This is a genomic window from Rhizobium sp. SU303 (genome assembly GCF_021052345.1).
Lineage (GTDB): Bacteria > Pseudomonadota > Alphaproteobacteria > Rhizobiales > Rhizobiaceae > Rhizobium > Rhizobium laguerreae.
Window position 1 is genome coordinate 4,370,592 of sequence record NZ_CP088095.1, and the last position, 23,874, is coordinate 4,394,465.

At 61.5% G+C, this 23,874-nt stretch carries 26 protein-coding genes; 11 read left to right on the forward strand and 15 right to left on the reverse strand.

Annotated features, from left to right (window positions below; translation table 11 throughout):
* Positions 1–21: 21 nt before the first annotated feature.
* Entirely contained in the window at positions 22–1,248 is a 1,227-nt protein-coding gene (gene rlmN / locus RlegSU303_RS21540) for a 23S rRNA (adenine(2503)-C(2))-methyltransferase RlmN (protein ID WP_017962429.1), read from the reverse strand.
* Between the two features lie 250 nt (positions 1,249–1,498).
* On the reverse strand, positions 1,499–2,008 hold the full coding sequence (locus tag RlegSU303_RS21545; RefSeq protein WP_017962430.1) for an invasion associated locus B family protein: 510 nt from the start codon (positions 2,006–2,008) through the stop codon (positions 1,499–1,501).
* A 336-nt stretch (positions 2,009–2,344) separates the two neighbouring features.
* Between RlegSU303_RS21545 and RlegSU303_RS21550 the strand changes: the two genes are divergently transcribed.
* Entirely contained in the window at positions 2,345–2,905 is a 561-nt protein-coding gene (locus RlegSU303_RS21550) for a sigma-70 family RNA polymerase sigma factor (protein WP_065281541.1), read from the forward strand.
* 34 nt (positions 2,906–2,939) lie between these two features.
* On the opposite strand, the gene RlegSU303_RS21555 is transcribed toward RlegSU303_RS21550, so the two are convergent.
* Positions 2,940–3,332, reverse strand: a complete 393-nt coding sequence (locus RlegSU303_RS21555; RefSeq protein ID WP_012759347.1) for a YkvA family protein — start codon at positions 3,330–3,332, stop codon at positions 2,940–2,942.
* Between the two features lie 79 nt (positions 3,333–3,411).
* The gene (locus RlegSU303_RS21560) at positions 3,412–3,717 is read right to left on the reverse strand and encodes a 4a-hydroxytetrahydrobiopterin dehydratase (RefSeq protein WP_131720361.1); all 306 of its coding nucleotides are present in this window, start codon (positions 3,715–3,717) and stop codon (positions 3,412–3,414) included.
* A gap of 33 nt (positions 3,718–3,750) precedes the next feature.
* Here RlegSU303_RS21560 and RlegSU303_RS21565 point away from each other — a divergent pair, with 33 nt between their 5' ends.
* Complete coding sequence (locus RlegSU303_RS21565) at positions 3,751–4,251, forward strand: low molecular weight protein-tyrosine-phosphatase (protein WP_131720360.1); 501 nt, start codon at positions 3,751–3,753, stop codon at positions 4,249–4,251.
* Here RlegSU303_RS21565 and thpR read toward each other — a convergent pair.
* Together thpR and RlegSU303_RS21575 are read right to left on the reverse strand one after the other, a co-directional pair.
* A complete protein-coding gene (thpR, locus tag RlegSU303_RS21570) occupies positions 4,158–4,751 on the reverse strand; it encodes an RNA 2',3'-cyclic phosphodiesterase (protein ID WP_131720359.1) in 594 nt (197 codons plus the stop codon). The two genes, RlegSU303_RS21565 and thpR, sit on opposite strands and share 94 nt — an antisense overlap.
* Before the next feature lie 68 nt (positions 4,752–4,819).
* The gene (locus RlegSU303_RS21575; RefSeq protein WP_131720358.1) at positions 4,820–5,464 is read right to left on the reverse strand and encodes an arylesterase; all 645 of its coding nucleotides are present in this window, start codon (positions 5,462–5,464) and stop codon (positions 4,820–4,822) included.
* A 72-nt stretch (positions 5,465–5,536) separates the two neighbouring features.
* Here RlegSU303_RS21575 and RlegSU303_RS21580 point away from each other — a divergent pair, with 72 nt between their 5' ends.
* The 4 genes from RlegSU303_RS21580 (at position 5,537) to RlegSU303_RS21595 (ending at position 10,360) form a co-directional block, all read left to right on the forward strand.
* Positions 5,537–6,244 carry an ABC transporter ATP-binding protein gene (locus RlegSU303_RS21580; protein ID WP_131619998.1) on the forward strand — a complete coding sequence of 236 codons (708 nt, stop codon included), beginning with the start codon at positions 5,537–5,539 and terminating at the stop codon, positions 6,242–6,244.
* On the forward strand, positions 6,241–8,784 hold the full coding sequence (locus RlegSU303_RS21585; RefSeq protein ID WP_131720357.1) for an ABC transporter permease: 2,544 nt from the start codon (positions 6,241–6,243) through the stop codon (positions 8,782–8,784). The genes RlegSU303_RS21580 and RlegSU303_RS21585 overlap by 4 nt, the downstream gene beginning before the upstream one ends.
* Positions 8,785–8,964: 180 nt before the next feature.
* On the forward strand, positions 8,965–9,693 hold the full coding sequence (locus RlegSU303_RS21590; protein WP_011653891.1) for a Bax inhibitor-1/YccA family protein: 729 nt from the start codon (positions 8,965–8,967) through the stop codon (positions 9,691–9,693).
* A 109-nt stretch (positions 9,694–9,802) separates the two neighbouring features.
* Positions 9,803–10,360, forward strand: a complete 558-nt coding sequence (locus tag RlegSU303_RS21595; protein WP_131720356.1) for a GNAT family N-acetyltransferase — start codon at positions 9,803–9,805, stop codon at positions 10,358–10,360.
* A gap of 6 nt (positions 10,361–10,366) precedes the next feature.
* Here the strand turns inward: RlegSU303_RS21595 and RlegSU303_RS21600 are convergent, their stop codons facing one another.
* The 3 genes from RlegSU303_RS21600 to acnA form a co-directional block, all read right to left on the reverse strand.
* On the reverse strand, positions 10,367–10,768 hold the full coding sequence (locus RlegSU303_RS21600) for a DUF2794 domain-containing protein (RefSeq protein ID WP_017962440.1): 402 nt from the start codon (positions 10,766–10,768) through the stop codon (positions 10,367–10,369).
* A 383-nt stretch (positions 10,769–11,151) separates the two neighbouring features.
* Positions 11,152–11,892: a DUF1223 domain-containing protein gene (locus RlegSU303_RS21605; protein ID WP_017962441.1), complete on the reverse strand. Its 741-nt coding sequence runs from the start codon at positions 11,890–11,892 to the stop codon at positions 11,152–11,154.
* 236 nt (positions 11,893–12,128) lie between these two features.
* Positions 12,129–14,819, reverse strand: coding sequence for an aconitate hydratase AcnA (gene acnA / locus RlegSU303_RS21610; protein WP_131720355.1), 2,691 nt, complete (start codon positions 14,817–14,819; stop codon positions 12,129–12,131).
* A 262-nt stretch (positions 14,820–15,081) separates the two neighbouring features.
* Between acnA and ccmA the strand changes: the two genes are divergently transcribed.
* From ccmA to RlegSU303_RS21635, 5 genes are read left to right on the forward strand one after another with little or no spacing between them, the layout of a single operon-like run.
* Positions 15,082–15,729: a heme ABC exporter ATP-binding protein CcmA gene (ccmA, locus tag RlegSU303_RS21615; protein ID WP_131720354.1), complete on the forward strand. Its 648-nt coding sequence runs from the start codon at positions 15,082–15,084 to the stop codon at positions 15,727–15,729.
* Positions 15,730–15,781: 52 nt separating this feature from the next.
* Positions 15,782–16,441, forward strand: a complete 660-nt coding sequence (ccmB, locus tag RlegSU303_RS21620; RefSeq protein ID WP_131644526.1) for a heme exporter protein CcmB — start codon at positions 15,782–15,784, stop codon at positions 16,439–16,441.
* A 48-nt stretch (positions 16,442–16,489) separates the two neighbouring features.
* Entirely contained in the window at positions 16,490–17,251 is a 762-nt protein-coding gene (locus tag RlegSU303_RS21625; RefSeq protein WP_020052040.1) for a heme ABC transporter permease, read from the forward strand.
* A 2-nt stretch (positions 17,252–17,253) separates the two neighbouring features.
* Positions 17,254–17,433, forward strand: coding sequence for a heme exporter protein CcmD (gene ccmD, locus RlegSU303_RS21630; protein ID WP_131720353.1), 180 nt, complete (start codon positions 17,254–17,256; stop codon positions 17,431–17,433).
* Entirely contained in the window at positions 17,430–18,038 is a 609-nt protein-coding gene (locus RlegSU303_RS21635; protein WP_094087183.1) for a DsbE family thiol:disulfide interchange protein, read from the forward strand. The genes ccmD and RlegSU303_RS21635 overlap by 4 nt, the downstream gene beginning before the upstream one ends.
* Before the next feature lie 191 nt (positions 18,039–18,229).
* Here RlegSU303_RS21635 and RlegSU303_RS21640 read toward each other — a convergent pair whose 3' ends face one another.
* The 6 genes from RlegSU303_RS21640 to RlegSU303_RS21665 form a co-directional block, all read right to left on the reverse strand.
* Complete coding sequence (locus tag RlegSU303_RS21640) at positions 18,230–18,817, reverse strand: DUF2585 domain-containing protein (protein ID WP_131720352.1); 588 nt, start codon at positions 18,815–18,817, stop codon at positions 18,230–18,232.
* On the reverse strand, positions 18,814–19,458 hold the full coding sequence (locus tag RlegSU303_RS21645) for a septation protein A (RefSeq protein WP_065281557.1): 645 nt from the start codon (positions 19,456–19,458) through the stop codon (positions 18,814–18,816). Before RlegSU303_RS21645 ends, RlegSU303_RS21640 begins: the two co-directional genes overlap by 4 nt.
* 75 nt (positions 19,459–19,533) lie before the next feature.
* Positions 19,534–21,129 carry a signal recognition particle-docking protein FtsY gene (ftsY, locus tag RlegSU303_RS21650; protein WP_017962450.1) on the reverse strand — a complete coding sequence of 532 codons (1,596 nt, stop codon included), beginning with the start codon at positions 21,127–21,129 and terminating at the stop codon, positions 19,534–19,536.
* Between the two features lie 16 nt (positions 21,130–21,145).
* Positions 21,146–22,420, reverse strand: coding sequence for a tRNA (N(6)-L-threonylcarbamoyladenosine(37)-C(2))-methylthiotransferase MtaB (gene mtaB, locus RlegSU303_RS21655; protein ID WP_131720351.1), 1,275 nt, complete (start codon positions 22,418–22,420; stop codon positions 21,146–21,148).
* Positions 22,417–23,322 carry a diaminopimelate epimerase gene (dapF, locus tag RlegSU303_RS21660; protein WP_003543663.1) on the reverse strand — a complete coding sequence of 302 codons (906 nt, stop codon included), beginning with the start codon at positions 23,320–23,322 and terminating at the stop codon, positions 22,417–22,419. The genes mtaB and dapF overlap by 4 nt, the downstream gene beginning before the upstream one ends.
* 118 nt (positions 23,323–23,440) lie before the next feature.
* Positions 23,441–23,665 carry a hypothetical protein gene (locus RlegSU303_RS21665; RefSeq protein ID WP_017962453.1) on the reverse strand — a complete coding sequence of 75 codons (225 nt, stop codon included), beginning with the start codon at positions 23,663–23,665 and terminating at the stop codon, positions 23,441–23,443.
* Positions 23,666–23,874 lie beyond the last annotated feature (209 nt).

Below are 23,874 nucleotides of genomic sequence, written 5' to 3' on the forward strand. Positions count from 1 at the left end.
AGCGAGGATCAAACTTGCTGATCAGTCGTCGGCGCCGTGATTGGCGATCATCATCGCCTCGAAGGCCAGACGCTCGGTCTTGCGCATGCGTTCGGATTCCGATTTCAGCTGGCCGCAGGCGGCAAGAATATCGCGGCCGCGCGGCGTGCGGATCGGCGAGGCATAACCTGCCGAATTGATAAAATCGGCGAACTTCTCGATCTGCTCCCAGTCGGAACACTGATAATTGGTGCCGGGCCAGGGATTGAATGGAATGAGGTTGATCTTCGCCGGCACGCCCTTCAGGAGCTTGATCAGCCCCTTGGCGTCTTCCAGGCTGTCGTTGACATCCTTCAGCATCACATATTCGAAGGTGATGCGCCGTGCGTTCGAAAGGCCCGGATAGGTCCGGCAGGCTTCGATCAGTTCCTTCAGCGGGTACTTCTTGTTGATCGGTACCAGAATGTCGCGCAGATCGTCGCGCACCGCATGCAACGAAATCGCCAGCATGACGCCGATTTCCTCGCCGGTGCGGAAGATCTCCGGCACGACGCCAGAGGTGGAAAGCGTCACGCGGCGCCTGGAGAGCGACAGGCCATCACCATCCGTTGCGATCAGCAATGCCTGCTTGACGGCATCGAAATTATAAAGCGGCTCACCCATGCCCATCATGACGATGTTGCTGACCTTGCGGCCCTCGGCGGGCATGATCGTACCCTGCGGCGCTTCACGGTCCGGAAAGTCCCCAAGCCGGTCGCGGGCAAGCAGCAGCTGCGAAAGAATTTCCTCCGCCGTCAGGTTGCGCACCAGACGCTGCGTTCCGGTATGACAGAAGGAACAGGTGAGCGTGCAGCCGACCTGGCTGGAGATACAGAGCGTGCCGCGGCCCTCTTCCGGAATGTAGACGGCCTCGATCTCGACGGGACGCCCGGCGCCGCGGGCGGGAAAGCGCAGCAGCCATTTGCGCGTGCCGTCGTTGGAGACCTGCTCCTCGACGATCTCGGGACGTGCGATGGTGAAATGCTGCTTCAGCATTTCCCGCATGTCCTTGGCGACATTCGTCATATGGTCGAAGTCGGAGACCCCTCGCACATAGATCCAGTTCCAGAGCTGCGAGACGCGCATCTTGATCTGCTTTTCGGCCACACCCTTTTCCCGCAGTGCCGCCCCCATCTCCTCGCGCGACATGCCGATCAACGACGGCTTCTCGAGGTTGGCGGACGTGCGCGCCTGCGGCTTGGTGACAACGATCGCATCCATGACGGACATAGTCTTTCATCCCGAATTCAAACATGTGGCTGCTCCTCGCAACCCCGCGGACTTCAGCGGTAAGCCGGAAGACCTGCGGGCGCATGACAGCACATCGGCAGAAGTTGAATGGCGGAACGGCGACTGAAATCGCGATCTGTCCGCTGTTGGCGCCGGCTTTAGCATCATTTTGCCCGCGCGTCACCATAGATGGAAACGGCATGGGCCGGCGCAAGGCCGGCCCATGAAATTCTTCGGTCTAAAGGACCGCTTACTTGCAGGTTTCGATCTGCTTCAGCGCAGCCGAGATGCCCGAGAGCGAATAGCTGTAGGAGGTGCCGGTGCCCTTGCGCGAAACGGCATTGACCGTCATCGAATGACCGGTCTTCATCGCGGCAACGAGGGCTGGCTCCTGCGCCGCGTTCTCGACCCAGCCGGCCTTGTCCTTGGTGAACATCACGAAGGTCTTGTTGTCGATGACGACGTTGATCTTCGAATTTTCCTTGACCGTGTAGCCCATCATCGCCTGCGGCTCGTAGGAGATGTTCTGGCCCGGGCGCTGAGAGACGATGAAGAAATTGTCGCCGTGGTCGACGCTTGCCGGCTGCTTTGCCGTCGGAACGGACAGCACGTAGCAGACGGTGCTGTTGCCCGACTTGTAGGAGTAAGCGCCCCATGCCTGGAACTGCTGGATTCGGTTCGGCGCGGCCTGCTGCGCTGTCGCAACTCCGGCCATAACAAGGGTGAGTGCGAGAGCGGATACGATACTTTTTACAAACATGGATTCCTGCCGGTTCTTGCGATTCAAGGCCCGAAGCGATCATAGCGGGCGCCGCATAATCACGATCTGCTTTATTTTGACTTAATTCAGGTTACCAAATGGTCAACAATAGCTGCGATTTGTATCTGCCTGTGTCATTTCAGCTCGGGTGTCAATTTTCGTCCCTTTAACGGTATCGGCCGCGACACCGTGCCCCAATGGCACTGGCCCTCCGTTCGGCTGAATTTAAGACACAAAGATTCAGGCAAGAGTTTGACCTTTCCCAAATCCGTTGTACCTCAGTAAGACTTGGAAATCCGGGACGAAATTATTGCCGCAGGGGGCTGGTGAGGAGATATGGATGCCGAGGAAAGACAGCGTTTCGCTGCCCTCGCGAAGGCCGTCGCGGACGATCGCGACCAGCAGGCCTTTTCCATCCTGTTCGACTATTTCGCACCCCGCCTGAAGGCCTGGCTGATGCGCCAGAGGATGACATCAGGCGAGGCTGAGGAACTGGTCCAGGAGATCATGATTGTGCTCTGGCACAAGGCAGAGCTCTACGATGCCACCCGATCTTCCCTCTCGACCTGGCTTTTCCGTATTGCCCGCAACCGCCGCATCGACATCCAGCGCCGCGCCAACACCCGCATCTTCGATGAGACTGATCCGGCCCTGCAGCCGCCGGCCGATATCGGCGCGGAAGAAATCATCGCCAATGACGATCGCGACGCCAAGATACGCGCCGCCGTCGGCCAATTGCCGGAGGAACAGCGCGACATGCTGCGCGCCGCCTTCTTCCTCGGTCAATCACATTCGGAGATCGCCGAAGCGACCGGGCTGCCGCTCGGCACGGTGAAGTCGCGTATCCGGCTTGCCTTCGGCAAGCTTCGCAAGGTGCTGGAACGCGAAATCGCCTGACCCATGTCGCCCAAAAGTGTGCAGCGGACGCGCTTTAGATCGTCTTCATTGCTTCTTCCGGCCGATCGGCGAGAACGCGGTCGGCTGCTTCGTAATGGCCCGGCCGGATGTGGCCGCGCACCATCGCGAAGGCGGCCGAGAGCACGGCGATGTCGTCGGAAAAGCCGATGACGGCAAAAATATCCGGGATCATGTCGATCGGCATGACAAAATAGGCGAGTGCTGCAAGCAGCACGCCGCGCACCTTCGTCGGCGTCTGCGGATCGAGCGCGCAATAGAAACCGGCGACGACATCGCGCGAGAACGGGATCTGCCGCACCGCCCGCCGGAAAGTCGGCCAGAATTTCTGCCTTACGGTTTTCTCGCGCCGGCTCTGGGTGTCCTCGTCGCCCGGCAACAGGATTTCCCCGAATTTGACCTCGTCCATCCCTGCATCCCTTTCGTCCAAGCGAACATATGGTGATGGCGCCCAGTCTTTCAATCGGCCCCTTTCAATCGGCCCGGCTTCAATCAATACGACGCGCCGCAGCCTTCTCCATGGCTTTGGCGAGCTTGAAATCCAACTCCGTCAGTCCGCCGGCATCATGCGTGTTCAGCGTCACATCCACCCTGGAATAGACGTTGAACCATTCGGGATGGTGGTTGAGCTTCTCGGCCGCGAGCGCTGCCTGCGTCATGAAGCCGAAAGCCTCGACGAAATTTGCGAACTTGAACGTCTTCGATATCGAAGAACCCGCATCATTGAGCACCCAGCCCGAAAGCTCGGTCAGCTCAGCCTCAACCGCCGTCCGTTCCAGTCTTTCCATTTTCATGCCATGCTCCTCTTCTCTGTCGACAGGTTACCGATGAAACGCATCAGCATCCTCTTCGTTTGCATGGGCAATATATGCCGTTCTCCGCTCGCGGAGGGAATTTTTGGCCATCTCATCGCCCAGGCAGGCTTGACCGGCGATTTTACGATCGCTTCCGCCGGCACCGGCGGCTGGCATGAAGGCGAGCCGCCCGACCGGCGTTCGATCGCCATCGCGAAAAGCCACGGCATCGACATATCGGGACAGCGCGCCCGGCGCATCAGGTCGAGTGACTTTAGGGATTTCGATCTGATCCTCACCATGGACCGCGACAATCTGGCGGCTCTTAGCAAGAGCGCACTGCCTGGGGCGAACATCCGTCTCTTTGGTGATATCGCGCTGGGAACGGGAGAGGATATTCCCGATCCCTATTATGGCGGCCCAGGCGGTTTCGAACTGGCCTACACCAGGCTCTTGACCGGCTGCTGCAGGCTGCTCGAAACGCTGGGCGCCGAGCGCGCCTCGTGCAGCGGGAACACTTCTTCGGTGAGATAAGGCCCGCCACCGACCGATTCGCGCGACGAAAGCAGCACGAAGCGCGGCGCGGTGAAAGTTGCGGTATGGAAGTTGCCGCGTCCCGCCAGATATTGCACGACATCGTCGAGGCGTGAGGATTTGAGCCGCGCCAGCGTCACATGCGGCATGAATTTGCGGGGATCAGGCGGCAGTCCGATCCGCTGGCAGATGCGCTCGATCTCGCCCTGCAGGGCATACATCTCAGGCGATTGCGAGACGCCGGCCCAGACCGAATGCGGTTTCTTCGAGCCGAAGGAACCGATGCCTTCCAGCCGGAACTGGAATTCCGGCCGGTCGATCCGGTCGAGGCGTTCAACGATTTCATCGGCCGTCCGGCCGTCGACATCACCGATGAAGCGCAGAGTGATGTGGTAATTCTCCACATCGATCCATCGTGCTCCGGGGAGGCCACCGCGCAGCAATGAAAGACTCATCGCCGCATTGCGCGGAATTTCGAGGGCGGTAAACAGTCTCGGCATCACGAGCACTCCCCGAATCTTTTGCAGGTGCTCACACGGAATCATGCAATCAACAACCGCGCAAGCCCCTAATTCTTCACAGAAGAAATCGCTTCGACGAAATTTGTGACAGCAGGCTCCATCTTTTCGACCATGACGTCGATACCTCTCGCATTTGGATGCATGCCGTCGTCGAGCTTCAACCCCGCCTCCAGCGCAACGCCGTCGAGGAAGAAGGCATAGAGGGGAAGCCCATGTTTTTCCGAAAGTTTCTGGTAGATCGGGTTGAATCGTGCGGCATAATCCGCCCCCATGTTCGGCGGCGCCATCATGCCGGCGAGCAGAACGGCGATTCCACGCTCCTTTAGCCGGATAATCATCTGATCGAGATTTTTCTCGCTCTCCTCCGGCGGGATACCGCGCAACGCATCATTGGCGCCTAGCTCGAGAATGACCCCATCGGTGCCGTCGGGTACCGACCAGTCGATGCGCGCAAGGCCGCCTGTCGTCGTGTCGCCGGAGACCCCGGCATTGGCGATGGTGACATCGAGCCCCTTCGCCTTCAGGGCCGCCTGCAGCTTTTCGGGAAAGCCGTCGCCGGGCGATAGCTGATAGCCCGCCATCAAACTATCCCCAAAACCGACGAGATTGATCGTCCGGGCATCGGCTGCAGCGGCAAAGATCAGCGAGACGGCGATGACGGTGAATTGAAGGGCGGCAACTTTAAATCTCATCCTGGTTTCCCTAGATTGGCGAGGTGCCGTTATGCGGCCTTTCGATTACCGACTTATATAGGGCGATTTCTGTTGGCAAAAACCATTATCGAGTTGAAGGGCGCCGATCTGACCCTTGGCAGCGCAGCCGCCTCCGTCCACGTTCTGAAGGGCATCGATCTCGATATCGCGGCCGGCGAATCCGTCGGCATCGTCGGCCCTTCCGGTTCCGGCAAATCCACCCTGCTGATGGTGCTTGCCGGGCTGGAGAAACTCGACAGCGGCGAGATCAACATCAACGATACGCCGCTCCACGCCCTGAGCGAGGATCAGGTCGCCGATTTCCGCGGCCGCAACATCGGCATCGTCTTCCAATCCTTCCACTTGATCGCCAACATGACGGCGCTGGAAAACGTCGCAGTGCCGCTCGAGCTCGCCAATGTCGGCAACGCCTTCGAGATCGCCCATCGCGAGCTGAAATCGGTCGGCCTCGGCGAACGGCTGAACCACTATCCCGGCCAGCTTTCCGGCGGCGAACAGCAGCGCGTGGCGATCGCCAGGGCGCTCGCCCCCTCCCCCGCCCTGCTGATCGCCGACGAGCCGACCGGCAATCTCGATACCGAGACCGGCCGCCAGATCGCCGACCTTCTGTTCTCCAAGCAGGCCGAACGCGGCACGACCCTGCTTCTCGTCACCCACGACGTCTCGCTCGCAAACCGATGCTCGCGCCAGATTCGCGTCCGCTCCGGCCGGATCGAAGGCGACAGCGCCGCCCGCCGCAGCGAAGCGGCGATCGCATGAGGATCATCACCCCACGCGTCTCGCTCGCTTTTCGCCTGGCGCTGCGCGAGCTGCGCGGCGGCGTCCGCGGCTTCTACATCTTCCTTGCCTGCATCGCGCTCGGCACCGGCGCGATTGCCGCCGTCAATTCCGTTTCGCAGTCGATCACCGACACGATCGCCTCGCAGGGGCAGGAACTGCTGGCCGGCGACGTCCGATTCGAACTCAACAACCGCGAAGCCACGCCTCAGGAAATCGGTTTCCTCGAAGGCCTCGGCACCGTTTCGGTGTCAACAGGCCTGCGCTCGATGGCCCGCAAACCTGACGGTTCCGATCAGGCGCTGGTCGAGGTCAAGGCTGTCGACGACGCCTACCCGCTCTACGGCAAGTTCGTCGCCGAGCCGGACTATCCGCTTGCAGCACTGCTTTCGGGCCAAGGCGGCACCTATGGTGCGGTCGCAGCGCCCCTCCTTCTCGATCGGCTCGGGCTTGCGGTCGGCGACGAATTGCTGCTCGGCAACGTCAAGCTCAGCATCACCGGCACGGTGAAAATCGAGCCGGATGCGCTGTCGGAAGGTTTCGGCTTTGCGCCGCGTCTGCTCGTCAGCCGCCAGGCGCTCCAAGCCTCCGGGCTGATCCAGACCGGAAGCCTGGTCGAACATGCCTACAAGATCCGGCTGGACGACAAAGGCGCGATGTCGGACATCCAGGCGCGCGCCTCGAAGGAGTTCCCCTCCGCCGGCTGGGCGATCCGCACCAGCGACCGCGCCGCGCCCTCGCTCACCGAAAACATCACCCGCTTCTCGCAGTTCCTGACGCTGGTCGGCCTCACGGCGCTGATCGTCGGTGGCGTCGGCGTCGCCAATGCCGTGCGCGCCTTCCTCGATTCCAAACGCACCACCATCGCCACCTTCAAATGTCTGGGCGCGCCGGCGCAGGTCGTCGTCCTGATCTATCTCTTCCAGATCGCCATCATCGCTCTCGGCGGCATCCTGATCGGCCTCGTCATCGGCGCCCTGTCGCCGATGCTTGCCGCGCAGTTCCTGGCGCAATTCCTGCCGGTCTCGACCGCGCCGACCCTCTATCCCGGCGCCCTGCTGCTCGCCACGCTCTTCGGCATCCTGACGACGCTCGCCTTCGCCATCCTGCCGCTCGGCCACGCTCGCGAAGTGCCTGCGACCGCACTGTTCCGCGAGCAAGGCTTCGAGGCCCGCCACCTGCCCTCCTGGCCCTATATCCTGCTTGCCGCCCTGTTCATGGCCGCCCTTGCCGGGCTTGCCATTCTCACCGCCTATGACCGCTTTATCGCCGTCGTCTTCGTCGGCGCGATCGTCTTCGCCTTCGTCGTCCTGCGCCTGGTCGCCGCGCTGATCGCCTGGCTCGCGCGCCGCAGTCCACGTGTCAATTCGCCGGCGCTGCGGCTTGCGATCGGCAACATCCACCGCCCCGGCGCACTGACGCCCTCGGTCGTGCTCTCGCTCGGCCTTGGCCTGGCATTGCTGGTGACGCTGACCCTGATCGACGGAAACCTGCGCCAGCAGCTGACCGGCCGCATGAACGAGGGTGCGCCGAACTTCTTCTTCGTCGATATCCAGAGCGCCGAGGTCGGCGCCTTCCGCGATCTCGTCCAGGGCCAAGCGCCGCAGGGCAAGCTCGTCGAAGTGCCTATGCTGCGCGGCCGGATCATCGCCTTCAACGGCGAGGACGTCACCAAGATGAACGTGCCGGCGGCCGGCCGCTGGGTGCTGAACGGCGATCGCGGCATCACCTATGCCGAAACCCTGCCGGAGAACGCCGCCCTCACCGAAGGCAAATGGTGGGACAGGGACTACAGCGGCGAGCCGCTCGTCTCCTTCTCCTCGGAAGAGGCACATGAACTCGGCCTCAAGATCGGCGATAAGGTGACCGTCAACGTGCTCGGCCGCAACATCACGGCGAAGATCGCCAATCTGCGCCGCGTCGAGTGGGAATCGCTGTCGATCAATTTCGTCATGGTTTTCTCGCCGAATACCTTCCGCGGCGCCCCGCATGCGTGGCTGGCGACTCTGACCGATCCCTCCTCGACACCGGCCGAAGATGCGGCGATCCTGAAATCGGTCACCAACACCTATCCGACGATCACCAGTGTGCGCGTCAAGGACGCGATCGATATCGTCAACCAGCTGGTCGCACAGCTGGCGACCGCAATCCGCGCTGCGGCCTCGGTCGCCCTGATCGCCTCGATCCTCGTCCTTGCCGGCGCGCTTGCCGCCGGAAACCGGGCGCGCACCCACGACGCGGTGGTGCTGAAGACGCTCGGTGCCACGCGCGCCATGCTGATCCGCGCCTTCAGCTACGAATATCTGATCCTCGGCCTCGCGACTGCGATCTTCGCGCTGATCGCCGGCAGCGCCGCCGCCTGGTTCATCGTCGCCCGCATCATGCGTCTGCCCTCGGCCTTTCTGCCCGACGTGGCGGGACTGACGCTTGTGACCGCGCTCGTCCTGACCGTCGGCATCGGCCTCATCGGCACCTGGCGCATACTTGGGCAGAAGGCAGCCCCCGTCTTGCGCGAGCTTTGACCGGGCAGCGGCACCCAAACCCTTCACCTTACGGCGATTTAACCGACCGAGCCTATGCAAGCCTCTTGTTTGCAAAGGGCGAAAGCCTCATATTATCCGCAGGCATGCTGGAGCTCCGCAGCGGCGCCCGGGTCGAAAACCCCGACACCGTATTTCCATCGGAGCTTGTAAGAGGAAACTATGGCTGATCTTCGTAACTATCAAAGCCGCGCTCAGACCGGCGAGATGATTGATCAAGGCCTTCGCGCTTATATGCTCAAGGTCTACAACCTGATGGCGCTGGGCCTGGCGATCACCGGTGTGGCCGCATATCTGTCGTTCCAATTCGCCTTCGCCAATGGTGAGCTGACCGCTTTCGGTCAGGCGATCTATGTCAGCCCGCTGAAGTGGGTGGTCATTCTTGCGCCGCTGGCTCTGGTGTTCTTCCTGAGCTTCCGGATCAATACCATGACGGTGGCCGCCGCCCAGACGACCTTTGCGGTCTACGCAGCGCTCGTCGGCCTGTCGCTCTCATCGATCTTCCTGATCTACACGGGTCAGAGCGTCGTTCAGACCTTCTTCGTCACCGCCGCCTCCTTCGGCGCGCTGTCGCTTTACGGCTACACGACGAAGCGTAACCTGTCGGCGATGGGCTCGTTCCTGATGATGGGTCTCTTCGGCCTGATCATCGCTTCGCTGGTCAACATCTTCCTGGCCTCGTCCGCCGTGCAGTTCGCAATCTCGGTGCTCGGCGTGCTGATCTTCGCAGGCCTCACCGCCTACGATACGCAGCGGATCAAGGAATTGTACCTGGAAGCCGATGACGTCGCCGTGGCCGGCCGCAAGGCGATCATGGGAGCGCTGACGCTCTATCTCGACTTCATCAACCTCTTCATGTTCCTGCTGCAGTTCATGGGCAACCGTAAATAAGCAGGGCAGACTGGGATCGAAAAGGCGGCTTCGGCCGCCTTTTTTGTTGCGTAGGCTTTCACGGAATGGTTTAGAAAGCCCTTGCCGCCCTTATGGATATGCTGCTGAAATGTCCTTCCTCCTGCGCGATGCTTCGAATGCCGATATTCCCGCCATTGCCGATATCTATCGCGAATCGGTCCTGAACGGCGTCGCGAGCTATGAGATCGTCCCGCCCTCCGAGGCCGAGATGGCACTGCGTTTTTCGGCGATCGTCGGCCAGCAATATCCCTATATCGCAGCCATCGGCGCGGACGGGACTCTCCTCGGCTACGCCTATGCCTCGGCCTTCCGCACGCGTCCTGCCTATCGCTGGCTGGTCGAGGATTCGATCTATCTCGCGCTTGAAGCCCGTGGCCGCGGCATCGGCAAGGCGCTGCTCGCCGAACTGGTCATCCGTTGCACCACTCTCGGCTTTCGGCAGATGGCGGCCGTCATCGGCGGCGCCAGCCCCGCCTCGATCGCGCTCCATCGCACGGCCGGCTTCGAGGAGGTCGGTCTGATGAAGGGCACCGGCCACAAGCACGGCCGCTGGCTGGATACGATGTTCATGCAGCGCGCCTTAGGCGAAGGCATGAGCACCGATCCGGACCCGTCGACCTATCCCGGCGTGCTGTTTAACGGCTGATATGGCTTATTTGTCGACGAGCTTCAGGGCCTTGTCGAAGACCTTCAGCACCTGGTTCAGCTCGTGACCGCGCTTCAGGATGGTGCCGTTGACGCTGATCACGGAATACGCGCCCTGTTTGGCGGCGAGTTTGGGGTTCTTCTCGATGCGGAAGAGCGGTATTTCACCGGAACGCTTGAAAACGGAAAAGACCGCCCTGTCCTTCAGGTGATCGATGGCGTAGTCGCGCCATTCACCATCACCGACCATCCGGCCGTAGATCCAGAGGATCGCGTCCAGTTCGCGCCGGTGGAAGGTCACCGGAAGCGGGTCCTTGCTTTGCTTGTATTCCCTGAGATCGACGACGACTGAGGAACTATTGTCGACGGAGCGGCTCTCGCCGTGTCGCAAATCCGGCTGATCTGTCATCAGTCTCCCAAGGCCTCCGCTTGTGACAGGAGGGTGACAGTTTGCCCGAGCCGCCGCAAATTGCAAGAGTGCCAGCCGTCACATTCGGCCGCACTACAGCGCCGCGCGTCTCTCGTGCAAGGACGCTGTAGCACTTCGAGTCAGTGCATCATGCCTTGCGAAAGTTGGGTTCGATTTTCGGAAAGCATGATGCGCTGGACAGGTCAACGCTTTCTCCGCAGCGCCGCATTTCAGTCAAAACAGCGCCTCATTTGCAGGAGATTTATGAATTCGGGTTTGGCGCCAGCGCGCCAAAGGGCCCGGCGGAGCGTATCGACCTTAACCCCAGCCCCGAATACGCTCGGCCGGGCCGCCCGGCACTTCATCCGAAACCGGATGGAATCTCAGATATTTTTGCCAGCCATCACCACGGTCGCGCCAAGGATCGCGGCCGGATCGCCGTCTGCGGTTGCCGATTGCAGCAGGATGGCGCAGCCCTCGAGCTGCGGCCGCTGCAGGACGCTGGCCGGCAGCGTCAGACTGGTTGCCTTGCCGTCCCACATGCCGACGGTTTCGACATTGGTGACGCTGTGCAGATAGGAGAGCTTCTGGCCGCTGTTCTCGCCTTTTTCGACGTCGATCGTCTTTTCCTTATCGAAATAGACCATCACGACATTGGCTTTGCCCTGTCCCGCGCCGATCTTGATCTCCAGCTCGTCGCCGCGCATCGCGGCGCTGATCGGAACGGTCAGCCCATTGCCTTCGCTGCTATAGGTGTCGATCTTGCTGTTGATGCCATTCAGATCGGCGCCGGCCAAATGGTCGCGTCCGTTGACGATGGCTTGCGGCGTGTAGACGTTGCTGCGGCCCATCGTCTTGGCATAGCCATACTGTCGCTCGGTATTTTCCTTGGAGCTCAGCGTATCGGCCCAGCCGAGATAGTTCCAGTAATCGACATGATAGGCGAGCGCGATGACATCGCCCTGGTTCACCAGCTTGCGAAAAGCGGCATCAGCGGGAGGACAGGAGGAGCAGCCCTGCGACGTGAAGAGTTCGACAACACCTTTCGGCGTGCCGTCTTCGGCCTGCAGCGGGCCCGACAGAACAACGCCGGCGATTAGCGGAAGCAAAAAACGGGGGGACATTCACCTGCACCTCTTTTTCAGCGCCGACGGCATGTTTGAACCGGCGGCCCTGACATATGAACGTACGAATAATCCTTCCGGGTCCAAACGAAAAGTCACGAACGGGTGAGACGAAGCTCGACAGGAACTTGCGTGAAACAAATCATCGTGAGCCCGTCCAAATACTATCGTCGCACCAAAGAAAAGCCGCCGGAGATTGCTCTCCGGCGGCTATTATCAAACAAGTCTCTTAAAAATCAGGCAGCGAGATCGCGCAGAACCGTCTGCAGGATGCCGCCATTGTTGAGGTAGATCACCTCGTCGAGCGTATCGACGCGCGACAGCAGCGGAACCTCTTTCACGGTGCCGTCGCCATAGGTGATCCTGGCGATCTTCCTCTCGCGCGGCTTGATTTTTTCCAGACCTTCGATGGTGACGAGTTCGTCGCCCTTGAGGCCGAGGCTCTGCCAGGTCGTGCCCTCTTCGAAGACGAAGGGGATAATGCCCATGCCGACCAGGTTCGAACGATGGATGCGCTCGAAGGACTGAGCGATCACTGCCTTGACGCCGAGCAGGTTGGTGCCCTTTGCAGCCCAGTCGCGCGAGGAGCCGTTGCCGTATTCGACACCGGCGAAGATGACGAGCGGCACGCCTTCCTGCTTGTACTGCATCGCGGCGTCGTAGATCGAGGTCTCTTCCTTCGACGGGTAATGGATGGTGTAGCCACCTTCCTTGCCGTTCGGGCCGAGCATGTGGTTGCGGATGCGGATATTGGCGAAGGTGCCGCGCATCATCACCTCATGGTTGCCGCGGCGCGTGCCGTACTGGTTGAAGTCGGCAACGGCGACGTCGTGGTCGATGAGGTAGGCGCCGGCCGGCGATGCCGCCTTGATCGAACCGGCAGGCGAGATGTGGTCGGTGGTGATCTTGTCGCCGAACAGGCCGAGGACGCGAGCGCCCTTGATGTCGGAGACGCCGGTGCCCTTCTTGCCCATGCCGACGAAGTAGGGCGGGTTCTGTACGTAGGTCGAATTGTCGTCCCAGGCATAGGTCTGACCCGGCGGGACCTGAACGGCCTGCCAGTTGACGTCGCCCTTGAAGACATCGGCATATTTGCTTTCGTAGAGTTCGCGGGTCACGTATTTCAGGATGAATTCCTGGACTTCCTTGGAGGTCGGCCAGATGTCCTTGAGATAAACAGGATTGCCGCTCTGGTCCTCGCCGATCGGCTCCTTGGTCAGATCCATCTGCACCGTGCCGGCAAGCGCATAAGCGACGACGAGCGGCGGAGATGCGAGGTAGTTCGCCTGCACGTCGGGCGAGATGCGGCCTTCGAAGTTACGGTTGCCGGAGAGAACGCCGGAAACGATAAGGCCCTTGTCGTTGATCGTCTTCGAGATCGGCGCCGGCAGCGGACCGGAATTGCCGATACAGGTGGTGCAGCCGAAGCCGACGAGGTTGAAGCCAAGCTTGTCGAGATCGGCCTGCAGGCCCGACTTGGCGAGATATTCGCCGACGACTTGGCTTCCCGGTGCCAGCGAGGTCTTCACCCACGGCTTCGTCTTCAGGCCCTTGGCAACGGCGTTGCGGGCAAGAAGGCCGGCGGCGATCAGCACTGACGGGTTGGAGGTGTTGGTGCACGACGTGATGGCAGCGATCGCCACGTCGCCGTGGCCGAGATCGAAGTCGGTGCCTTCAACCGTATAGCGATTGTTCAGCTGGCCGGGCTTCTTGTAGTCGGCATCCATGGAGCCGGCAAAACCGGTCGCAATGTTCTCAAGCGAAATGCGGCCTTCGGGACGCTTCGGGCCGGCCATCGACGGCACGACGTCGCTAAGATCGAGTTCCAGCGTATCGGTGAAGACGAGCTCGGAGCCGTCGCCTTCGCGCCACATCCCTTGCGCCTTCGAATAGGCTTCGACGAGGGCGATCCGGTCATGTGTGCGGCCGGACATGGTAAGGTAGTTGATGGTTTCGCCGTCGACCGGGAAGAAGCCGCAGGTGGCGCCGTATTCCGGACCCATGTTGCCGATCGTCGCGCGGTCGGCGAGCGGCATGTTGTCCATGCCGGGGCCGAAAAATTCGACGAACTTCGAAACGACGCCCTTCTTGCGCAGCATCTGTACGACGGTGAGAACAAGGTCGGTCGCCGTGACGCCTTCCTTGAGCTTGCCGGTCAGCTTGAAGCCGATGACTTCGGGAAGCAGCATCGAGACCGGCTGGCCGAGCATCGCAGCTTCCGCTTCGATACCGCCCACACCCCAGCCGAGAACGCCGAGACCGTTGATCATCGTCGTGTGGCTGTCGGTGCCGACGCAGGTATCCGGATAGGCGATCGTCTCGCCGTCTTCTTCCTTGGTCCAGACGGTCTGGCCGAGATATTCGAGATTGACCTGATGACAGATGCCGGTGCCGGGAGGCACGACGCGGAAATTCTTGAAGGCCTGCTGGCCCCACTTCAGGAAACGGTAACGCTCGCCGTTGCGCTGGTATTCCAGCTCGACGTTGCGGGCGAAGGCCTGCGGCGTGCCGAATTCGTCGACGATGACGGAGTGGTCGATGACGAGATCGACGGGAACGAGCGGGTTGATCTTCTCGGGATCGCCGCCGAGCGACACCATCGCGTCGCGCATCGCGGCAAGATCGACGACGGCCGGAACGCCGGTGAAGTCCTGCATCAGCACGCGCGCCGGGCGATAGGCGATTTCGTTTTCGACCGCACCCTTGTTGTTCAGCCATTCGGCAACGGCCAGGATGTGCTCCTTGGTGACCGACTGGCCGTCTTCGAAGCGCAGCAGGTTTTCGAGCAGCACCTTCATCGAATAGGGAAGCTTCGACACGCCGGCCAGACCGTTTGCCTCAGCCTTGGGCAGGCTGTAATAGACATAGTCCTTCCCGTTGACGGAAAGCGTGGAACGACAATTGAAACTGTCAAGAGATTTAGACACGAGATACCCCGTTTCTGATAGCCAACACAGTCGTGCGAACGCCTATGCACTTAATGCACATCAGGATGCGGGTACGGCCATTTCCGCTGTCCGCACGTGGAACAGACGCTCCAAGTTCGGCGCAAGGATGAAATTCACGCCGACCGCTGGCGTGGTTGCAGGTCTTATAGATAATTTCCTAAAAACTTGCCATACCCGAGCACAGTCAAAATCGGACATTTTTTGACCCCGCCGCTAGCCGAAACCAAGAAAGAGCCGACGCATGCATCTCACCGCCGAAAATCTGGCTGCAAGGCGCGGTGAGGATCTCATTTTCGTTAACATTTCCTTTCACTTGGCAGCCGGCGCGGCGCTTGTGCTGACAGGAAAAAATGGATCGGGAAAGTCCACTTTGCTGCGTGTCGTCGCCGGTCTGCTGAGGCCGGAGAAAGGCACTGTCATATTTCACGGCGAAGAGAGTCCGGGAGGCAGGCACCCTGGGGAAGTCAGCCACTACCTCGGTCATCGAAATGCGATGAAGAATGAACTTACGGTTGCAGAAAACCTCGATTTCTGGCGCGCCTTTCTCGGCAATGCAGGCTCCGCCGCCGGCCTTTCCGTCGAGGACGCCACTGATGCCGTCGGTCTCTCCGGCATCACCCACCTTCCCTTCGGTTATCTCTCCGCCGGCCAGCAGCGCCGGATAGCCTTCGCCAAGCTGCTGGTCGCCCACCGCCCCGTCTGGATCCTCGACGAACCGACCGCCGCACTCGATGCCAGCGCCGACCGGCTGTTTGCCGATTTGATTGGAGCGCATCTGGAAAAGGGCGGCATCGTGCTGGCGGCAACGCATCAGCCGCTGGGGCTGAGGAATGCGCAGGAATTGAAGATGACGGGCTTTGCCGGCGTGGATGCGGGGGTGTGGGTGTGATGCTTTTCGACGTAGCTACCCCGTCCACCGCATATGCAGAGAGCCGCCCCGCATGACCGCCCTCTTCTTCCGCGACCTGAAACTCTCCATCCGTGCCGGCGGCGGCGCGCTGATCGGCGTGCTGTTCTTCCTGACCATCGTCGCCGTCATTCCCTTCGGCGTCGGTCCCGATCTCAAACTGCTGTCGCGCATCGGCCCCGCCATCGTCTGGATCGGCGCGCTGCTCGCCGCCCTTCTCGGGCTCGACCGCCTGTTCCAGGCCGAGCGCGACGACGGATCGCTCGACTTGATGCTGATACAGGAAACGCCGCTGGTTCTCACCGTGCTGGTCAAATGCTTCGCCCATTGGACGGCCACCAGCCTGCCGCTGGTCATCGCCTCGCCGCTGCTCGGCCTCTTCATGAACATGGACGAGACGGCGATCGGCGCGACCATGCTGACGCTGCTGGTCGGCTCGCCCGCCATCACCTTCATCGGCGCCGTGGGTGCCGCCGTTGCCGTGGCGCTGCCCCGCGGCGGCCTGCTGGTCTCGATCCTCGTGCTGCCGCTGACCATTCCGGTGCTGATCTTCGGCGTCAGCGCCACCTATGCCGCAGTCGAGAATCCTGCCCCCTTCCTGCCGCCCTTCCTGATCCTCATTGCGCTGACACTCTTCTTCGCGGTCATCGGCCCGGCAGCCGCCGCCCTGGCGCTGCGAAACACAGCGGATTGATGGGCCATTCGATTGCGGGAAAAGCCGGATCAAGGTAAGGAAGCGGACATGAGCGAAACGAGCCTTGCCATCAGCAAATTCAGTGATCTCGCCAATCCGACGCGGTTTCTGGCGCTGGCGGCGCGCGCCATTCCGTGGCTGGCCGGCATCACCGCCCTCTGTTTCGCGGTCGGCCTCTATCTGAGCTTCGCCACCGAAGGCGATTACCAGCAGGGCGAGACCGTGCGCATCATGTATGTCCATGTCCCCTCGGCCTGGCTTTCGATGATGTGCTATACGATTATGAGCCTCTCGGCGATCGGTACGCTGGTCTGGCGCCATCCGCTGGCCGATGTCTCCGCCAAGGCCGCAGCCCCGCTCGGCGCCGCCTTCACCCTGCTCGCGCTCGTCACCGGTTCGCTCTGGGGCAAGCCGATGTGGGGCACCTGGTGGGTCTGGGATGCGCGGCTGACCTCCGTCTTCGTTCTCTTCCTGATGTATCTCGGGCTGATTGCGCTCGGCCGCGCCATCGACGATCCGTCGAAGGCCGCGCGTGTCAGCGCCGTGCTCATCCTCGTCGGCTTCGTCAACATCCCGATCATCAAATTTTCTGTGGAGTGGTGGAACACGCTGCACCAGTCGGCAAGCGTGCTGCGCCTCGACGGCCCGGCGATCGATCCGGAATTCCTGCGGCCGCTCTTCGTCATGGCGATCGCCTTCACCCTGCTCTTCTTCACGCTGCACATCATGGCAATGAGGAACGAGATCTGGCGCCGCCGCATCGCCGCCCAGCGCCGTCTTGCCGCCCGCATGGCGAGCCGGGAGGATTAATCGTGACGCATGCCTTCTACGTCTACGCTTCCTATGGCTTTGCAGCCCTGGTGACGATCGCCGTCACAGCCCGGACCTGGGCCGACGGCCGCGCCCGCCGCACGGAACTCGCCGCCCTTGAGGCTGCCGGCATCCGCCGCCGTTCGGCGCGCCCCAAGGACAGTGTGGGGGATGGCGAATGAACGACACGCCGGAAAACGCCGCCGCCAAGCCGCGCGGGATTAGCCGTTACGCATTGGCGCTGCTGCCGCTCGTCGTCTTCGGCGGCATTGCGGCCACGGCGGCAAAGATGCTCTACGACCAGGATTTCCATGGCAAGAACATCGCCGAAATTCCCTCCGCCCTGATCGGCACCAAGGCACCGGCGCTCAACCTGCCGCCGCTCGACGGCGCCAACGTGCCGGCGCTGACCGATGCGGCAATCAAGGGCAAGCTGACCCTCGTCAACGTCTTCGCCTCATGGTGCCTCCCCTGCCGGGACGAACATCCGCTATTGAAAGAACTGGCAAAAGACGGACGGCTGAACATCGTCGCCATCAATTACAAGGACCAGAACGACAACGCCCTGCGTTTCCTCGGCGAGCTCGGCAACCCTTTTCGGGCGATCGGCGTCGATCCGAACGGCAAGGCAGCGATCGACTGGGGTGTCTACGGCATTCCGGAAAGCTATCTGGTCGGGCCTGACGGCACGATCCTCTACAAGCGCGTCGGGCCCTTCGACGATATCAGCCTGAAGGAAGGGCTGTTTCCTGCGATGGAAAAGGCGCTCGGGAAGCCGGCTTCCTGAGTGAGTGATCCACAAAAGATCCCTCCCCAACCCCTCCCTACAAGGAGGAGGGACTTAACGTGCGGCTCTTGCCGTGCGTCCTATCGAACGTCCAGTGTGCAGTTGGTCTGGTTTGCGAGGCGGTGCCACGAGTTAGTCCCTCCCCCTTGTGGGGAGGGGTTGGGGAGGGGTCTTGTTAGAACAAAGAAGCCCTACACCCCACCCTGCCAGACCTTGATCGCCTCCACCGGCCAGATCAGCATGATAACGTTGAGCGTCAGGTTATCGCGGATCACGTAGCCGGTGAAAATCTCGAAGAAGATGGCGATCGCCACCGTCAGCGCCACCGGCGCGCGCCGCGCGAAGAAGAAGCCGACGCACATGAAGACGGTGTCCATCGCCGAATTCAGGATGCTGTCGCCGTAATAATCGAGCGCGATCGTCGCCGTGCGGTAGCGGTCGATGATGAGAGGCGAATTCTCGAGCAGTTCCCAGCCGGATTCGATGACCAGCGCCAGCAGCAGCCTCGCCGCCAGCGGCTTGCCGCGCAGGATGAGATGCGCGAGCCCGTAGAACAGGAAGCCGTGGATGATGTGCGACGGCGTGTACCAATCCGACAGATGCTGCGAATTGCCGCTGGTATTGACCCCGCCCTCCCACAGCTTGACAGTGCCGCAGGCGCAGATCGGCACGCGGCCCATCATATATTCGGCGACGATCTGAATGATCAGCACCGCAAGGCAGGCGATAAACCATAAGTTCTGGTGTCTTACGCGAGTTTCTACGTCGACAGCGCTCACTTCTCGCCTTCCGTTTCCAGGTTGACGCTATGTTTCAGCACCAGCGGCATCTGCGCCAGCGTGAAGATGATGGTGATCGGCATCGTGCCCCAGACCTTGAAGGCGACCCAGGTACTGTCGGAAAAATTGCGCCAGACGACTTCGTTCAGCACCGCGAGGAAGAGAAAGAAGATGCCCCAGCGGATGGTGAGCTTGCGCCAGCCCTCGGCATCGAGCTGGAACGCGGCGTTGAAGACATAGCCGAGCAGCGACTTGCCGAAGGCCAGCCCGCCGAGCAGCGCTACCCCGAAGAGCGCGTTGACGATGGTCGGCTTCATCTTGATGAAGGTCTCGTTCTGCAGCCAGATCGACAGCGAGCCGAAGATGACGACGACGATGCCCGATACAAAAGGCATGATCGGCAGATGGCCGAGCACGATCTTCGAAACGATCAGCGAGATGATCGTCGCCGCCATGAAGAGGCCGGTCGCGACGAACAGCGGTCCGCCCAATTCGGAAAGAGCAGGAAACGTCTCCACCAGCCACTGACCGCGCAGATTGGCGAAGAAGAAGATCATCAGCGGCCCGAGTTCCAGCGCCAGTTTCAACAGCGGGTGATGCCGGTCGGCAGCAGACGGGGTGATATCGCTCTCGGTGCTCATGCGTTCTTCAAACCTGTTTTCCTGGAAACTGTTTCCGGCCGTGCCCTGCAGGCTTTCGGCGGCATATCTGTGGCATCATTGCCCAAGTCCGGCAATGGCATGGGCAAAATCCTCGGCCTCGAACGGCTCCAGATCCTCGACGCCCTCGCCGACGCCGATGAAATAGACCGGCAGCTTATGCTTGGCGGAGATGGCGACGAGAATGCCGCCGCGGGCCGTGCCATCGAGCTTGGTCATGATCAGCCCGTTGACGCCGGCGACGTTGCGGAAGATCTCTACCTGGCTGAGCGCGTTCTGCCCCGTCGTGGCATCAAGCGTCTGCAGCACGGTATGCGGCGCATCGGGATCGAGTTTGCCGAGCACGCGGACGATCTTTTCGAGCTCGGCCATCAGCTCTGCCTTGTTCTGCAGGCGGCCGGCGGTATCGACGATCAGCACGTCGCATTTTTTCGCCTTCGCCTGTTCGAAGGCATCATAGGCAAGGCCGGCGGCATCGGCGCCGAGCTTGGTGCCGATGAATTCGGATTTCGTCCGGTCGGCCCAGATTTTCAGCTGCTCGATCGCCGCCGCCCGGAACGTATCGCCGGCAGCCAGCATCACCTTCAGCCCGGCGCCGGAAAGCTTTGCCGCAAGCTTGCCGATCGTCGTCGTCTTGCCGGTGCCGTTGACGCCGACGACGAGGATGACATGCGGCTTGTGCGAGAGGTCGAGCTGCAGCGGCTTGGCGACCGGCTTCAGCACCTTGGCGATTTCCGACGCCATGATCCGGCTGACATCCTCGCCGGTGACATCCTTGCCATAGCGCTCGGAAGCAAGCGTGTCGGTGACGCGCATGGCGGTCTCGACGCCGAGATCGGCCTGGATCAGCAGGTCCTCGAGATCCTGCAGCGTCTCGTCATCGAGCTTGCGCTTGGTGAAGAGCGCGGTGATCTGGCTGGTCAACTGCGAGGACGTGCGTGCAAGGCCGTTGCGCAGACGCTGGAACCAGCTGAGTCTCGGCTGCAGGACGACCGGCTCCGGCTCGACGACCTTCGGGCCGGTGGCAAATCCTCTGGGGAGGATCGGAGAACCGGTCTCCGGTTCTGCCGCGGGGTTACCCCCCTCTGCCCTGCCGGGCATCTCCCCCACAGGTGGGGAGATTGGCTGGGAGGGCGAATCCAGTCCTGCATCATCCCCAGTTGGAATCTCTCCCGGCTCGGTCGGAATCTCTTCCGGAAGCTTTTCGACGATCTCTTCGAGGTTAGCCGGCTGTTCTAGCGCTCCGGTCTCCAGAGGATCTCCTGCCTCGTCGGGGAAATGTTCCGGAGGGACAGAAGCGGGTATTTCCACAACGGGCTCGGCGACCGTCCGGCTTTCAGCCTCCACCTCCGCTGCCGCCTCGGCCTCCAGCAATGAAAGCGGTACGACACCCATATCGCTCAGCTGGTCGGCGGCGGGCAGCATTGAGGATTCGACATCGTCGTCAGCAACCGGCGCCTCTACCCCGCCCTCGTCAATATCGGCAGCCGGCCCGCCGGCCGTATCCATTTCCTCGGCCAGCACCGGATCGTCAGCAACCGGCAGATCTTCGTCGCGCGAACGCGGCTCCAGCTCCCTTTCCACGGCCGCAGGCACAGGTTCTTCAGCCGGCTTGCCGAAGGTGAAAACCTTTTTGATGAAACTGAGCGCCATGAGGATTCCGTGAAAGTCAGGCCGCTGCTGCGGCCGTCAATTGCATGTCGAGATGCTTGCCATTGTGGCCGGTGATCGTGACCGGCACAAGTTCGCCGGGACGAAGGCCGGGAGCTGCGACCAGCGTGAAGTTCTCCGTATGCGCCAGGCCGTTGTTTTCAACAAGCAGCCATTGCCGGGTTCCGATCATCCCATCGAGATGGGATTGATGCAGCATATGTCCAGCGGCGCGCAGCCTTGCGGCGCGATCCTTGACCAGCGACCGGTCGAGCTGCGGCATGCGGGCGGCCGGTGTGCCGGGACGCGGACTGTAGGGGAAGACATGCAGATGGGCGATGCCAGCCTCTTCGGCCAGCCGCACGGCATTCTCGAACATTTCTTCGGTTTCGGTGGGAAAGCCGGCAATCATATCGGCGCCGAAGCTCATCTCGGGGCGCAGCCGGCGCGCATCCTCGATGAAACGCAACGCATCGGCGCGTAAATGCCGACGCTTCATGCGCTTCAGGATCATGTCGTCGCCATGCTGCAGCGAAAGATGAAGATGCGGCATGAAACGAGGCTCGTCGGCGATGAGATCCATCAGGTGGGTATCGGCCTCGATGCTGTCGATCGAGGAAAGCCTGAGCCGGCGGATATCGGGGATCTGCTTCAGCAGCGTCTTCGCCAAAAGCCCGAGCGTCGGGGCGCCCGGCAGATCGCCGCCATAGCTGGTGGCATCGACGCCGGTCAGTACGATCTCGCGATAACCGCCGTCGACGAGCTTGCTGGCCTGATCGACGACGGCTCCCATCGGTACGGAGCGGGAATTGCCGCGGCCATAGGGGATAATGCAGAAGGTGCAGCGGTGATCGCAGCCATTCTGCACCTGGATGAACGCGCGCACATGGCCGTCAATATGCCTGACCATCTGCGGCGCCGTCGCCTTGACGCTCATGATGTCGTTGACCCGGAGCTTCTCTTCGGCCGAAACGCCGAAATCCGGCAGGCTGCGATAGGAGGCGCTGGTCAGCTTCTCCTCGTTGCCGAGCACTGCATCGACCTCCGCCATTTCGGCGAAGGTCTGCTTTTCCGTCTGCGCGGCGCAGCCGGTGACGATGATGCGGGCATGCGGATTGTCGCGCCGTGCCCGGCGGATCGCCTGGCGGGCCTGGCGCACGGCCTCGCCGGTCACGGCACAGGTATTGACCAGGATGGCGTTGTTGAGCCCGGCCTTCTCAGCCTGCGCCTTCATCACTTCGGATTCATATGTGTTGAGGCGGCAGCCGAAGGTAATGACCTCGATGCCGCTCACTGCGCCTCCGCCTCTCGGGTACCCTCGCGCGACCAGAGACCGGTCGAAGGATCGACCCTGCCCGACCATTCCCATTCGGCCGGGCCGGTCATGATGACATGATCGTCGCGCTCGCGCCATTCGATGGAAAGCGTGGCCGGCGGCTTGGCGCTCGCCACATTGATCGTCACCTTGCGGCCGGTGCGGCCGGTGCGCGCAGCACTGACGGCAGCAGAACAGGCGGCCGAGCCGCAGGCAAGCGTCAGCCCCGCGCCGCGCTCCCAGGTGCGCGTCGTCACCGATGTCGGCGACGTCACTTGCGCCAGCGTGATATTGGCGCGCTCGGGAAACATCGGATGGTTTTCGAGCAACGGTCCGAAGCGGGCGAGATCATAGGACATCACGTCCCTGTCCACCCAGAAGATCGCATGCGGATTGCCCATCGACATCGCCGACGGCGAATGCAGCACCGGCTTGTCGATCGGGCCGATCTGCAACTCGATACGGCTGGTGTCGTGGAATTCTTCCGCCAGCGGGATCCTGTCCCAATCGAACACCGGCCGGCCCATATCGACCGAGATCGTCCCGTCCTCGTGCTCGACGGCGTTGAGGATGCCGGCGACCGTCTGGAAGGTAAAGACCTTCCTGCCGGTCTCGGCGGCAAGCGCCTGCACGACGCAGCGCGTGCCGTTGCCGCAGGCCTGCGCCTTCGAGCCATCGGAATTCAGGATATCGATGAAGGCATCGGTGCCTTCGGCCTTCGGATCATGGATCGCCATGATCTGATCGAACTCAGTCTGCGGATCGGCATTGAGCGCCACCGCCGCCGCCGGCGTCACCTTGTCCGGCCGGCCGCGCATGTCGACGACCAGGATCTTGTTGCCAAGCCCGTTCATCCTCGCGAATTCGACCGTTGCGCTCATGGGTATCATTCCGTCTGTCTTTCCGGTGTATATGGCGGAAATGCGAAGGAATTACCAGTGGGTGAGTGCCGGGCAGACGTTGCGGCCCGCTGACCCCTTCGAGGCAGCAGTTCGGCTTTTACCGCTGTGCACCGTCGGGATCGAAGGATGCCGCATGGGCTTCGACAATAGCTGCGGTGATGACCTTTCTCAGCTCGTAGACCAGCGAGCGGGACCGCTTGCGATCCAGATCCTGTGCCGCCTTCGCAAGATTCAGGCCTTCGTTCAGGACAATATGATGGGCCCGCGCCAGCGCCCAACTCTCAATATCAGCATTTAGCATTCGATATCTCCGCCGATTCATTCGGCATCAAGGATATTCACGAATCATTTTACAGGACGCACTTAAGTAGAAAGTAGAATCACACGCCGAATAATTTGCAACTGGCGTTGCTAGCGAATTCAGGCCTCGACTGGAATATTTATCGTCAAAACCTGAAACCCTGGGGGATTGCGCGAGCCATTACATCGATCTGCTTGAATATGTACCTTCGCTGCAACCGCTGGGTGAAA

Coding starts and splice junctions, on each gene's coding strand:
- RlegSU303_RS21565 (WP_131720360.1), top strand. CDS start 3,751: ATGAAACGCATCAGCATCCTCTTCGTTTGCATGGGCAATATATGCCGT.
- RlegSU303_RS21545 (WP_017962430.1), bottom strand. CDS start 2,008: ATGTTTGTAAAAAGTATCGTATCCGCTCTCGCACTCACCCTTGTTATG.
- RlegSU303_RS21635 (WP_094087183.1), top strand. CDS start 17,430: ATGAACGACACGCCGGAAAACGCCGCCGCCAAGCCGCGCGGGATTAGC.
- ccmA (WP_131720354.1), top strand. CDS start 15,082: ATGCATCTCACCGCCGAAAATCTGGCTGCAAGGCGCGGTGAGGATCTC.
- RlegSU303_RS21600 (WP_017962440.1), bottom strand. CDS start 10,768: ATGACAGATCAGCCGGATTTGCGACACGGCGAGAGCCGCTCCGTCGAC.
- RlegSU303_RS21555 (WP_012759347.1), bottom strand. CDS start 3,332: ATGGACGAGGTCAAATTCGGGGAAATCCTGTTGCCGGGCGACGAGGAC.
- RlegSU303_RS21645 (WP_065281557.1), bottom strand. CDS start 19,458: ATGAGCACCGAGAGCGATATCACCCCGTCTGCTGCCGACCGGCATCAC.
- RlegSU303_RS21585 (WP_131720357.1), top strand. CDS start 6,241: ATGAGGATCATCACCCCACGCGTCTCGCTCGCTTTTCGCCTGGCGCTG.
- rlmN (WP_017962429.1), bottom strand. CDS start 1,248: ATGTCCGTCATGGATGCGATCGTTGTCACCAAGCCGCAGGCGCGCACG.
- RlegSU303_RS21575 (WP_131720358.1), bottom strand. CDS start 5,464: ATGAGATTTAAAGTTGCCGCCCTTCAATTCACCGTCATCGCCGTCTCG.
- RlegSU303_RS21625 (WP_020052040.1), top strand. CDS start 16,490: ATGAGCGAAACGAGCCTTGCCATCAGCAAATTCAGTGATCTCGCCAAT.
- thpR (WP_131720359.1), bottom strand. CDS start 4,751: ATGCCGAGACTGTTTACCGCCCTCGAAATTCCGCGCAATGCGGCGATG.
- RlegSU303_RS21595 (WP_131720356.1), top strand. CDS start 9,803: ATGTCCTTCCTCCTGCGCGATGCTTCGAATGCCGATATTCCCGCCATT.
- RlegSU303_RS21560 (WP_131720361.1), bottom strand. CDS start 3,717: ATGAAAATGGAAAGACTGGAACGGACGGCGGTTGAGGCTGAGCTGACC.
- ftsY (WP_017962450.1), bottom strand. CDS start 21,129: ATGGCGCTCAGTTTCATCAAAAAGGTTTTCACCTTCGGCAAGCCGGCT.
- dapF (WP_003543663.1), bottom strand. CDS start 23,322: ATGAGCGCAACGGTCGAATTCGCGAGGATGAACGGGCTTGGCAACAAG.
- ccmB (WP_131644526.1), top strand. CDS start 15,782: ATGACCGCCCTCTTCTTCCGCGACCTGAAACTCTCCATCCGTGCCGGC.
- RlegSU303_RS21550 (WP_065281541.1), top strand. CDS start 2,345: ATGGATGCCGAGGAAAGACAGCGTTTCGCTGCCCTCGCGAAGGCCGTC.
- RlegSU303_RS21605 (WP_017962441.1), bottom strand. CDS start 11,892: ATGTCCCCCCGTTTTTTGCTTCCGCTAATCGCCGGCGTTGTTCTGTCG.
- RlegSU303_RS21590 (WP_011653891.1), top strand. CDS start 8,965: ATGGCTGATCTTCGTAACTATCAAAGCCGCGCTCAGACCGGCGAGATG.
- RlegSU303_RS21665 (WP_017962453.1), bottom strand. CDS start 23,665: ATGAATCGGCGGAGATATCGAATGCTAAATGCTGATATTGAGAGTTGG.